Genomic DNA, 11516 nt, shown 5'->3' on the forward strand with positions numbered 1-11516 from the left:
TGATGCGCTCGGCGGTGGATTCGCCGATCAGGCTGCCGTAGTTGCGGCGCACGTAGGTGACGATGGCTTCGTCGAAGCGGTCGCCGCCAACGCGGACGGACTCGGCATAGACCACACCGTTCAGCGAGATCAGGGCGATTTCAGTGGTACCGCCACCGATATCCACGACCATCGAACCACGGGCTTCTTCAACCGGCAGGCCGGCACCGATCGCCGCCGCCATGGGTTCTTCGATCAGGAACACTTCACGCGCACCGGCACCCAGCGCCGACTCGCGAATGGCGCGGCGCTCTACCTGGGTGGACTTGCACGGCACACAGATCAGCACGCGCGGGCTTGGCTGCAGGAAGCTGTTCTCGTGGACCTTGTTGATAAAATACTGCAACATTTTTTCGCAAACGCTGAAGTCGGCGATGACGCCGTCCTTCATCGGACGAATGGCAGCAATATTGCCAGGCGTACGGCCCAGCATGCGTTTGGCTTCGGTACCGACGGCGACGACGCTTTTCTGGTTGCCATGGGTACGGATGGCAACAACCGAGGGCTCATTCAGGACGATACCGCGCTCACGCACGTAAATAAGGGTGTTGGCAGTACCCAGGTCGATGGAAAGATCGCTGGAAAACATGCCACGCAGTTTCTTGAACATGGGAAAGTGACCCTGGGGAAAGCGTGGGTAAAAAAGTGCGGCAAACTCTAACAATGGCAGGGATTTTGGGCAAGGAGCCAATATGTTAAATTGGCTGTTTTTCCGAGCACGCCAGCAGATGATCGCGGCCGTTAGACCGCCAGAAAGCTGACATGTTCCTCACCACGGACATCATTCCGTTCTTTGTTTCCCCTGGAGATCACCATGGCGCTTGAACGCTGCGACGTGGAAAAGATCGCCCATCTGGCCCGACTGGGCCTGAATGATGGCGAACTGCCACGCATTACCGATGCCCTGAACAGCATTCTCGGGCTCGTCGACCAGATGCAAGCGGTCGACACCACCGGCATCGAGCCCTTGGCCCACCCCCTGGAGGCCAGCCAGCGCCTGCGTCCCGACCAGGTCACCGAAAGCAACCAGCGCGACACCTACCAGGCGATCGCGCCATCGACCGAAAACGGTCTGTACCTGGTTCCCAAAGTCATCGAGTAAGGGATAGAGCCTGCCATGCATCAATTGACCCTGGCCGAGATCGCCCGCGGACTCGCCGACAAGTCGTTTTCATCCGAAGAGCTGACCGGCGCCCTGCTGGCGCGCATCAAGCAGCTCGACCCGCAAATCAACAGCTTCATCAGCGTCACCGAAGACCTGGCCCTGGGCCAGGCGCGTGCCGCCGACGCCCGTCGTGCCGCAGGCGAAAGCGGTGCGCTGCTGGGTGCGCCAATCGCCCACAAGGACCTGTTCTGCACCAACGGCGTACGCACCAGCTGCGGCTCGAAGATGCTCGACAACTTCAAGGCGCCCTACGACGCCACCGTGGTCGCCAAGCTGGCCGAAGCCGGCATGGTCACCCTGGGCAAGACCAACATGGACGAGTTCGCCATGGGTTCGGCCAACGAATCCAGCCACTACGGCGCGGTGAAGAACCCGTGGAACCTCGAGCACGTCCCGGGCGGCTCGTCCGGTGGCTCGGCGGCGGCAGTGGCCGCGCGCCTGCTGCCGGCCACCACCGGCACCGACACCGGGGGCTCGATCCGCCAGCCCGCGGCACTGACCAACCTCACCGGCCTGAAACCGACGTACGGTCGTGTTTCGCGCTGGGGCATGATCGCCTATGCCTCCAGCCTCGACCAAGGTGGCCCGCTGGCCCGCACTGCCGAAGACTGCGCCCTGCTGCTGCAAGGCATGGCCGGTTTCGACGCCAAGGACTCCACCAGCATCGAAGAGCCGGTGCCGGACTACAGCGCCAACCTCAATGCCTCGCTGCAGGGCCTGCGCATCGGCCTGCCGAAGGAGTACTTCGGCGCAGGCCTCGACCCGCGCATCGCCGATCTGGTCCAGGCCAGCGTAAAGGAGCTGGAAAAGCTCGGTGCAGTGGTCAAGGAAATCAGCCTGCCGAACATGCAGCATGCCATTCCGGCTTATTACGTGATCGCCCCGGCCGAGGCGTCCTCCAACCTGTCGCGTTTCGACGGCGTGCGTTTCGGCTACCGCTGCGAGGAACCCAAGGACCTCACCGACCTGTACAAGCGTTCCCGTGGCGAAGGCTTCGGCGTGGAAGTACAGCGTCGCATCATGGTGGGCACCTACGCCCTGTCGGCCGGCTACTACGATGCCTACTACGTGAAGGCCCAGCAGATCCGCCGCCTGATCAAGAACGACTTCATGGCCGCCTTTGACGACGTCGACCTGATCCTCGGCCCGACCACGCCAAACCCGGCCTGGAAGCTCGGCGCCAAGAGCAGCGACCCGGTCGCCGCCTACCTCGAGGACGTCTACACCATCACTGCCAACCTGGCGGGCCTGCCGGGCCTGTCGATGCCAGCCGGCTTCGTCGACGGCCTGCCGGTCGGCGTACAGCTGCTGGCGCCGTACTTCCAGGAAGGCCGCCTGCTCAACGTCGCGCACCGCTACCAGCAAGTGACCGACTGGCACACCCGCGCCCCCAACGGCTTCTGAGGAGTTCACACATGCAATGGGAAGTTGTGATCGGGCTGGAAATCCACACTCAGCTCGCCACCCAGTCGAAGATCTTCTCCGGCAGCGCCACCACCTTTGGCTCCGAGCCGAACACCCAGGCCAGCCTGGTAGACCTGGGCATGCCCGGCGTACTGCCGGTACTGAACCAGGAAGCCGTGCGCATGGCGTGCATGTTCGGCCTGGCGATCGATGCCGAAATCGGCAAGCGCAACGTATTCGCGCGCAAGAACTACTTCTACCCTGACCTGCCCAAGGGCTACCAGATCAGCCAGATGGACCTGCCGATCGTCGGCAAGGGCCACCTGGACATCGCCCTCGAAGACGGCACCATCAAGCGCATCGGGGTAACCCGCGCGCACCTGGAAGAAGACGCCGGCAAGAGCCTGCACGAAGACTTCAGCGGCTCCACCGGCATCGACCTGAACCGCGCCGGCACCCCGCTGCTGGAAATCGTCTCCGAGCCTGACATGCGCAGCGCCAAGGAAGCGGTGGCCTACGTCAAGGCGATCCACGCACTCGTGCGCTACCTGGGCATCTGCGATGGCAACATGGCCGAAGGCTCGCTGCGTTGCGACTGCAACGTGTCGATCCGCCCGAAGGGCCAGGTGGAGTTCGGTACCCGCTGCGAAATCAAGAACGTCAACTCGTTCCGCTTCATCGAGCGTGCGATCAACACCGAGATCCAGCGCCAGATCGACCTGATCGAGGACGGCGGCAAGGTGGTGCAGGAAACCCGCCTGTACGACCCGAACAAGGACGAGACCCGCTCGATGCGCAGCAAGGAGGAAGCCAACGACTACCGTTACTTCCCCGACCCGGACCTGCTGCCGGTGGTGATCGAGGACAGCTTCCTCGCTTCCATTCGCGCCGGCCTGCCGGAGCTGCCGCCACAAAAGGTCGAGCGCTTCCAGGGCCAGTACGGCCTGTCGGCCTACGACGCCAACGTGCTGGCCTCCAGCCGCGAACAGGCGGACTACTTCGAAGAAGTGGTGAAGATCGGCGGCGACGCCAAGCTGGCTGCCAACTGGGTCATGGTCGAGCTGGGCAGCCTGCTGAACAAGCTGGGCGTGGAAATCGACCAGGCGCCGGTCAGCGCCGCACAGCTGGGCGGCATGCTGCTGCGTATCCGCGACAACACCATCAGCGGCAAGATCGCCAAGACCGTGTTCGAGGCCATGGCTGCCGGTGAAGGCGATGCCGACAGCATCATCGAGAGCAAAGGCCTGAAACAGGTCACCGATACCGGTGCGATCGACAAGATGCTCGACGAAATGCTGGCAGCCAACGCCGAGCAGGTCGAACAGTACCGCGCAGCCGACGAGGCCAAGCGGGGCAAGATGTTCGGCTTCTTCGTCGGCCAGGCGATGAAAGCGTCCAAAGGCAAGGCCAACCCGGGGCAGGTGAACCAATTGCTCAAGGCCAAGCTCGAAGGGTGAGCTGAAAAAGCGGCGAGGGCTTTGCCCTCGATCGCCGGCAAGCCAGCTCCCACAGGTACAGGATCGCCCTAGAGGGCAGCGCTGTAACTGTGGGAGCTGGCTTGCCGGCGATGGGCCGCACAGCGGCCCCAACCGCAGCATCGGAGCAAGAACTTGTTGAAACGATCCCTCGGCACCCTCGCCCTGTTTTCCTTCCTGGCCGGCTGCGCCAGCCATGACATCGACCCCCGCGGTTACGACAAGACCGGCACCGCTTCCTATTACGGCTCACGCCACCATGGCAAACGCACTGCCAGCGGCGAACCGTTCAACCAGCATGGCCTCACCGCCGCCCACCGCAGCCTGCCATTCGGTAGCCGCGTGCTGGTCACCAATACCGCCAACCAGCGCAGTGTGGTGGTGCGCATCAATGACCGTGGCCCGCATACGCGTGGCCGCCTGATCGACCTGTCACGTGCCGCAGCAGAAAAAATCGGCATGCTCCGTAGCGGAACGGCGCGCGTACGGGTACAAGGGCTTAGCGACTGACGCGACAGGAGTCCGACCATTTTCGACCTCGCCACCCTTCCCACTTTCAGCCTGCTGCAACTGGGCATTGCCCTGCTGTTGCTGGTAGGCGGCGCCGAACTGCTGGTGCGCGCCGCGCTGCGCCTGGCACAGCGCCTTCATGTACGCCCGCTGATCATCGGCCTCAGCCTGGTGGCCTTCGGCAGTACCGCACCACAGCTGACCGTGAGCCTGCAGGCCGCCTACCAGGGCGCGCCCGACGTGGCGGTAGGCAGCGTTATCGGCAGCAATATCTTCAACGTGCTGGTCATTCTCGGCCTGGCAGCGTTGATCATCCCGCTGCGAGTTTCGCGCCAGCTGGTGCGCCTGGATATCCCGCTGATGATCATCGCCAGTGCGCTGGTGTACGGGCTGTCTGCCAACGGCCATCTGGGTCGGGTCGAAGGCGGGCTGCTACTGCTGGGCCTGGCCGGCTATCTGGTAATGCTCTGGCACCAGTCCCGCCACTACGCGCGCACCTATCCCGCCCCGGACACCGTCAAGGCAAGCGCCCGGCGCTTCTGGTCAGGGACGTTGCTGCTGGTGCTGGCCGGCCTGGGGCTGCTGAGCCTGGCAGGCCACCTGTTGCTGGATGCCGCGGTGGAGGTGGCTACCGATCTGGGCCTGTCCGAGCGCATCATCGGCCTGACGGTCGTCGCCATCTGCACCTCCCTGCCGGAACTGGCCGCAGCGCTGGTTGCCGCCCTGCGGGGTGAGCGGGAAATCGCCGTAGGTACGGTGATCGGCAGCAACCTGTTCAACCTGCTGGCGGTGCTGGGGCTGACCGCGCTGGTTACCCCAGAGCCACTGTCGATCTCGCCCAACGCCCTGGCCTTCGACCTGCCGGTGATGCTCGGCGTGGCGGTGCTGAGCCTGCCGGTGTTCTATTCCGGCTACCGGATCACCCGCGCCGAAGGCCTGGTGTTTCTCTGCCTGTACCTGGCTTATGGCCTGCACGTGGCAGCCTTTACCATGGGCATGCCGCTGGCGGGACGCCTGGAAAAGCTGATGCTGTTTTATGTGCTGCCGGTGCTGGCGTTTGTGTTGTTGTACACGACCGTGCGGGCATGGCGGCGGCAGCATTGAGTTGCGTCAGGGCCACAATGCGCATGCCTTTAGCGTTGCATCGCCCGTGAGATCGAGCGCCGCGCGGGCGGCGCTCGATCTCACAGGCGCTAAAGATCTACCGCCGAACCTGCCGACCCTTCTTCAACTTGAAAGCCACCCACAGCACGGCAATCCACCCCGGAATCAGCATCACCGAAATCCGGATCGGCGGGGTCAGGTACATCACCACCAGGATCAGCACGATGAACGCCAGACACAGGTAGTTGGTCAGCGGATGCCCCAGGCTCTTGTAGAACGGGGTTATCCCCGCTGCCAGCTTGGCCTTGCGGAACTTCAGGTGGGTGATGCTGATGCTCGCCCAGTTGATCACCAGTGCCGACACTGCCAGCGCCATCAGCAAGCCAAACGCCTCCCCCGGCATCAGGTAGTTGATCAGCACGCACAGGCCGGTGGCGAAGGCGGACACGCCCAGCGCAGTCAGCGGTACACCGCTACGGCTTACTTTCAGCAACTGGCGCGGCGCATCGCCCTGGCTGGCCAGACCGAACAGCATGCGGCTGTTGGCGTATACGCAGCTGTTGTACACCGACAGCGCGGCGGTCAGCACCACGATGTTGAGGATGGTTGCTACCAGATCGCTGTCCAGCTCGTGGAAAATCATCACGAACGGGCTGCCGCCCTGCACCACCTTCTGCCACGGGTACAGCGACAGCAATACGGCCAGGGCACCGATGTAGAAGATCAGGATGCGGTAGACCACCTGGTTGGTGGCCTTGGGGATGCTCTGGCGCGGGTTGTCGGCCTCGGCGGCGGTAATGCCCACCAGCTCCAGGCCACCGAACGAGAACATGATCACCGCCAGGGCCATGACCAGGCCGCTGACGCCGTTAGGGAAGAAGCCGCCGTACTGCCACAGGTTGGCTACGCTGGCATCCGGGCCGCCATGGCCGCTGGTCAGCAGCCAGGCGCCAAAGCCGATCATGCTGACGATGGCTACCACCTTGACCAGGGCGAACCAGAACTCCATCTCGCCATAGACCTTTACCTGGGTCAGGTTGATGAGGTTGATCGCCACGAAGAAGATTGCTGCCGTGGCCCAGGTGGGGAAGTCGGGCCACCAGTACTGCACGTAGATGCCGACCGCCGTCAGCTCGGCCATGCCGACCAGCACATACACCACCCAGTAGTTCCACCCCGAGACGAAGCCGGCGAACTCGCTCCAGTACTGGTGGGCGAAGTGACTGAAGCTGCCGGCTACCGGCTCTTCGACCACCATCTCGCCCAACTGGCGCATGATCAGGAAGGCCATCAGGCCGGCGACGGCATAGCCCAGCAGTACGGAGGGGCCAGCCAGCTGGATGGTCTGGGCGATGCCCAGGAACAAACCGGTACCAATGGCCCCGCCCAGCGCGATCAACTGGATATGGCGATTCTTCAGCCCGCGCTGTAACCGCTCGGGCGTGCTCTGGTCTTGCATGAAGTGTCCTTTAGCTCAGTGAGGCAGTGTTGTTGCTGTTATTTGCAGTCAAGGATCTAGATCCATCCGCCCCACTGCAAGATGAAAATACCAACGTTGGTGGTGATCGCCGCCATTAGCGTTGTAATGACGATGATCGACGCCGCCAGTTCATGATTGCCATTGGCCGCCCGCGCCATCACGTAGCTTGCCGCTGCGGTCGGGCTGCCGATGTACAGGAACAGGATGCCAAGTTCCGCCCCGCGGAAGCCGCACAACCACGCACCCAGTGTGCCAAGCAGGGGCAGCCAGGCCATCTTCACCAGGCTGGCATCCACGGCCAGCCTGCCGCTGTCGCGAAGCGCCGCCAGCGACAGCGTGCCGCCAATGCAGATCAGTGCCAGCGGCAGGGTCATCTGCGCCAGGTAGTCGCCCGAGGTCAGCAGCCAGTTGGGCAGCGGCACCTGGCCGTAAGCCATCGGCGCGGCCACCAGCACGCTGATGATCAGCGGGTTGCTGAAAATGCTCTTGCAGATGCTCCACGGGTCGGACTTGAGGTCCGGGCTGTATACCGCCAGCACCACCGCCGACAGCGAGTTGTACATGAGGATGACCAGGCCGGCGAGCACCGCCCCCAGGGAGATGCCGTAGTCGCCATACAGGCTGGCGGCCAGGGCCAGGCCGATCACACCGTTGTTGCCACGGAACGCGCCCTGGGTATAAATGCCGCGATCGGCCAGCGGGCTGCGCCAGATGGCCATGCCCCAGGCGATGGCAAAGCCGACCAGAGTGGCGACGATGAAATAGAGGATGACCCCCGGTTTGACTGCCGAGGCCAGGTCGGCGTGGTAGATGCCAAGGAACAGCAGTGCCGGCATGCACACGTTGAACACCAGCTGCGAGGCGACGCGGTTGAAATTGTCGTCGATCAGGTGAATGCGTTTGAGCAGTACGCCCATGAACAGCATGGCGAAGACTGGTGCCGTGATGTTCAGCGTCTGGATAAGAAGGGCGAGCATGCGCAAGCGATCCTGGAGGGGTTGCCGTCAGGTGGCCAATGATACGCCAACGGCCGGGATTTGCGGGGATCGCGGGGTGTTATAGAGAAATTTCTGTCTGTACCGGCCCTATCGCCGGCAAGCCAGCTCCCACAGGTGCTGCACAGGTTTCGGAACCAGTGGCGTCCCTGTGGGAGCTGGCTTGCCGGCGATGAGGCCGGTACAGGCGAGATGAATCAGCGCCGGACCGGGCGCTTCTGCAGTTTGCGCTGCAAGGTCCGCCGGTGCATGCCCAGCGCGCGCGCGGTGGCCGAGATATTGCCCTCGTGCTCGCCCAGCACGCGCTGGATGTGCTCCCATTGCAGGCGGTCTACCGACATCGGGTTTTCCGGCACCAGGGTATCCAGGTCGGTATGCTCCGACAGCAACGCCGCCAGCACATCGTCGGCGTCCGCCGGTTTGCACAGGTAGTTGCAGGCGCCGCGCTTGACCGCTTCCACCGCAGTGGCAATGCTCGAGTAACCGGTCAGGATCACCACGCGCATTTCCGGGTCCAGCTCCAGCAGCTTGGGCAGCAGCACCAGGCCTGAGTCGCCTTCCATCTTCAGATCCAGCGTGGCGTAGTCCGGCAGGTCCTGCTGGGCCAGGATCAACCCCTCTTCGGCAGAGCTGGCAGTGCTTACACGGAAACCGCGGCGGCTCATGGCACGTGCCATGACCCGGGTAAAGGTGGCATCGTCATCCACCAGCAGCAGGTGCGGCAGCTCTTCGCTTTCGACCTGGTTTTCTTCGCTCATCATTCATCTCCTCGCTTGCCATGAGGCAGGCGCAGTTCGGTCAGGGTGCCACCCTGTTCATGACTATAGAGTTTCACCGAACCGCCCGCACGGGTCACGCTGGCCTTGCTCAAGAACAGGCCGAGGCCGAAGCCTTTGCCTTTGGTGGTAATGAAGGGTTTGCCGATGGCTTCGGCAATGGCCGGCGGCACGCCGGGGCCATGGTCGCGGATGCTGATGACGATGTCCTGGGCGTCCCAGTCCAGGTGCACCTGCAGGTCATCGGGGCAGGCATCTGCGGCATTGTTCAACAGGTTCAACAGCGCCTGGGTCAGGTCCGGCGGCGGGGTCAGGCGCGGCACCTGGCCGTCACGCAGGCGCTGGAAGCGGTAGCTGGCCTCCGGGCGCATCAGGTGCCAGCGGTTCAGCGCCTCGTCCAGCCAGGCGGTCACATCCTGCTCCTGCACCGCCAGGCGGCGGTTGGCTTCGGCGGCACGCACCAGCTGCTGCAGGGTTTCCTTGCACAACTTGACCTGGTCCTGGAGGATCTGCAGGTCCTCCTGCAGCAGAGGGTCGGTGTGGTCCTGGCGCATCTCGTTGATCAGTACGCTCATGGTCGCCAGGGGCGTGCCCAGCTCGTGCGCGGCACCCGCAGCCTGTGTGGCCACGGCCAGCAGTTGCTCGTCACGCAGGCTTTCTTCACGCCGCTCGGAACGCAGCTGCTCCTGGCGGCGCAGCTCTTCGGCCATGCGTGCAGCAAAGAACGTGATCACTGCCGCGGCCAGGGCGATGCTCAGCCACATGCCGTAGACCTGCATCTTGTCGCGCGCCATGGGCAGGCCTTCGAGCGGGTAGAACTGCACCAGCAGCATGCTGTAGGCGGTCAGGGCGATACCGGAAAGAATCAGCGAGTACAGCCAGGGCAATGTCACTGCGGCAATCGCCAGCGGCACCAGGTAGTACGAGACGAACGGGTTGGTGGACCCGCCGGAGTAATACAGCAAGGCGCTGTGGATCAGCAGGTCGCAGGCCAGCTGCAGGGCGTACTCCATTTCGGTGACGGGCAATGAAAGGCGCAGGCGCAGGGCCGTGAAGGCACACAACAGCGACGACAGGGCCAACGTGCCCGCCAGCGACAGCCAGGGCAACGGCAGCAGTTCGGTCCAGTAGGCGACACCCACGGAGCCGGCCTGGGCAGCCAGGACCAGTACGCGAATGACAGTCAGGCGCCAGAGGTTCTGGCGGGTAGCGGACAGCGGTTGTACGGCAGCGAGCATGAGCTCTCCTGATGAGTGCTCCAGAAAATCGGCTGGAGTATACCGAAGCCGGGGGCCTCGCTGCAGCGCTGCGGCAAAGCGCCACACTTTGTCACAGCTTCATGATGGCACTTTTGAACCCACTACACTGTTGCCGGTCTGATTGGCCATGCGTGGAATGGATGGCCACACCCCACGCCTTTTATTGCCAAGGAGTACCCCATGCAAATCCCACGTCGCGGCGCCGCCCTGATCCTGTCCTGCGGCCTGCTCGCCAGCCTGCCGGCGCTGGCCGCCGATGAACCGCGTTACAACCAGGTTTCGCTGCGCGCCGAAGTCAGCAAGGAAGTGCCGCGCGACCTGATGGTCGTGACCCTGTACAGCGAAGCGCAGAACACCGACCCGGGCAAGCTCGCCAAGCAGATCACCGAAACCATGAACAAGGCGGTGCAGCAGTCGCGCCAGGTCAAGGACGTGAAGATCAGCCAGGGCAGCCGCAACAGCTACCCGGTCTATGACAGCAAGGGCCAGAAGATCACCGGCTGGCGCGAACGCGCCGAACTGCGACTGGAAAGCGCCGACTTCCCGGCCCTGTCCCAGCTCACCGCCGACCTGCTGCAGGAATTGAAGATGGGCGGCATGGACTTCTCCATCGCCCCGGCCACGCGCAAGACCAGCGAGGACGCCCTGCTAAAGGATGCGGTCGATGCCTTCAAGGCGCGCGCGCAACTGGCCACCGAGGCGTTGGGCGGCAAGGGCTACAAAGTGGTCAGCTTGAACCTCAACAGCAGCGGCTACCCACGCCCGTACATGCGCAGTGCACCAATGGCGATGAAGGCCATGGGCGCGGATGAAGCGGCGCCGGCGCCGGATATCGAAGCCGGGACCAGTGAAGTGAGCATGAATGCTGATGGTTTGATCGAAGTGCAGATGCCGTAAGGCCACATAGTCCCTGTGGGAGCGGGCACGCCCGCTCCCACAGGGACCGCGTCAACGCCAAATCAAGTGTTTTCAGACCTTTCCTACGCGCCATAAAGGTGCCGCCTACAAATATCCCCGCCTCGAAACATCCAGCAAAATGCCATCATTTTGCCTGCGCAAACGTTTAACTTCGCCGAAAGTTATACCGATGCGACATCCATGTACGCTCGTACTACTTTTCTGACGCCAACTATCCTTATGCCTGTTGCATTGGGATCACCCCCTGCATAAGTATCCGCAGGTCGGCTCACGAGGCCACCTCAATCGAAAAATGACAACAATGAGGCCACCATGCTCAAACACGCAGTCATTCCGTTCCTGCTAGGCGCAGGTCTGCTCACCGGTGCTCCGTCGGCACTTGCCGCGTCCA

At 63.2% G+C, this 11516-nt stretch carries 10 protein-coding genes and 1 pseudogene; 6 read left to right on the top strand and 5 right to left on the bottom strand.

Features of this window, described 5'->3' with window-relative positions; genetic code table 11:
- Positions 1 to 649, bottom strand: a pseudogene (gene mreB, locus HP547_RS21300) (rod shape-determining protein MreB); the annotation flags it as partial.
- Between the two features lie 204 nt (positions 650 to 853).
- Between mreB and gatC the strand changes: the two are divergent.
- The 5 genes from gatC to HP547_RS21325 all read left to right on the top strand — a co-directional run bounded on the left by gatC (position 854) and on the right by HP547_RS21325 (position 5697).
- Entirely contained in the window at positions 854 to 1141 is a 288-nt protein-coding gene (gatC, locus tag HP547_RS21305; RefSeq protein ID WP_172219007.1) for an Asp-tRNA(Asn)/Glu-tRNA(Gln) amidotransferase subunit GatC, read from the top strand.
- A 15-nt stretch (positions 1142 to 1156) separates the two neighbouring features.
- Positions 1157 to 2608 (top strand): Asp-tRNA(Asn)/Glu-tRNA(Gln) amidotransferase subunit GatA, encoded by a 1452-nt coding sequence (gene gatA / locus HP547_RS21310; RefSeq protein ID WP_172287364.1) that lies wholly within the window; start codon positions 1157 to 1159, stop codon positions 2606 to 2608.
- A gap of 11 nt (positions 2609 to 2619) precedes the next feature.
- A complete protein-coding gene (gene gatB, locus HP547_RS21315) occupies positions 2620 to 4065 on the top strand; it encodes an Asp-tRNA(Asn)/Glu-tRNA(Gln) amidotransferase subunit GatB (protein WP_172219003.1) in 1446 nt (481 codons plus the stop codon).
- 153 nt (positions 4066 to 4218) lie between these two features.
- Positions 4219 to 4593 carry a septal ring lytic transglycosylase RlpA family protein gene (locus tag HP547_RS21320; RefSeq protein WP_172219001.1) on the top strand — a complete coding sequence of 125 codons (375 nt, stop codon included), beginning with the start codon at positions 4219 to 4221 and terminating at the stop codon, positions 4591 to 4593.
- 60 nt (positions 4594 to 4653) lie between these two features.
- Entirely contained in the window at positions 4654 to 5697 is a 1044-nt protein-coding gene (locus HP547_RS21325) for a calcium/sodium antiporter (RefSeq protein ID WP_172219015.1), read from the top strand.
- A 97-nt stretch (positions 5698 to 5794) separates the two neighbouring features.
- Here the strand turns inward: HP547_RS21325 and HP547_RS21330 are convergent, their stop codons facing one another.
- From HP547_RS21330 to HP547_RS21345, 4 genes are all read right to left on the bottom strand, one after another.
- Positions 5795 to 7156: an amino acid permease gene (locus tag HP547_RS21330; RefSeq protein WP_172218999.1), complete on the bottom strand. Its 1362-nt coding sequence runs from the start codon at positions 7154 to 7156 to the stop codon at positions 5795 to 5797.
- Positions 7157 to 7212: 56 nt separating this feature from the next.
- Positions 7213 to 8154: an AEC family transporter gene (locus HP547_RS21335; RefSeq protein ID WP_172218997.1), complete on the bottom strand. Its 942-nt coding sequence runs from the start codon at positions 8152 to 8154 to the stop codon at positions 7213 to 7215.
- Between the two features lie 215 nt (positions 8155 to 8369).
- Positions 8370 to 8930 (bottom strand): response regulator transcription factor, encoded by a 561-nt coding sequence (locus HP547_RS21340; protein WP_172218995.1) that lies wholly within the window; start codon positions 8928 to 8930, stop codon positions 8370 to 8372.
- Positions 8930 to 10186 (bottom strand): ATP-binding protein, encoded by a 1257-nt coding sequence (locus HP547_RS21345; protein WP_172287365.1) that lies wholly within the window; start codon positions 10184 to 10186, stop codon positions 8930 to 8932. The genes HP547_RS21340 and HP547_RS21345 overlap by 1 nt, the downstream gene beginning before the upstream one ends.
- A gap of 201 nt (positions 10187 to 10387) precedes the next feature.
- Here HP547_RS21345 and HP547_RS21350 point away from each other — a divergent pair, with 201 nt between their 5' ends.
- Entirely contained in the window at positions 10388 to 11104 is a 717-nt protein-coding gene (locus HP547_RS21350; RefSeq protein ID WP_172287366.1) for an SIMPL domain-containing protein, read from the top strand.
- The last annotated feature ends 412 nt before the right edge of the window (positions 11105 to 11516 follow it).

Source organism: Pseudomonas sp. CM27, from assembly GCF_013179515.1.
GTDB lineage: Bacteria > Pseudomonadota > Gammaproteobacteria > Pseudomonadales > Pseudomonadaceae > Aquipseudomonas.

Bases quoted from the DNA above. Each gene is read 5' to 3' on its own strand.
- HP547_RS21345 (WP_172287365.1), bottom strand. From the start codon at position 10,186: ATGCTCGCTGCCGTACAACCGCTGTCCGCTACCCGCCAGAACCTCTGG.
- gatB (WP_172219003.1), top strand. From the start codon at position 2,620: ATGCAATGGGAAGTTGTGATCGGGCTGGAAATCCACACTCAGCTCGCC.
- gatC (WP_172219007.1), top strand. From the start codon at position 854: ATGGCGCTTGAACGCTGCGACGTGGAAAAGATCGCCCATCTGGCCCGA.
- gatA (WP_172287364.1), top strand. From the start codon at position 1,157: ATGCATCAATTGACCCTGGCCGAGATCGCCCGCGGACTCGCCGACAAG.
- HP547_RS21340 (WP_172218995.1), bottom strand. From the start codon at position 8,930: ATGAGCGAAGAAAACCAGGTCGAAAGCGAAGAGCTGCCGCACCTGCTG.
- HP547_RS21350 (WP_172287366.1), top strand. From the start codon at position 10,388: ATGCAAATCCCACGTCGCGGCGCCGCCCTGATCCTGTCCTGCGGCCTG.
- HP547_RS21335 (WP_172218997.1), bottom strand. From the start codon at position 8,154: ATGCTCGCCCTTCTTATCCAGACGCTGAACATCACGGCACCAGTCTTC.
- HP547_RS21330 (WP_172218999.1), bottom strand. From the start codon at position 7,156: ATGCAAGACCAGAGCACGCCCGAGCGGTTACAGCGCGGGCTGAAGAAT.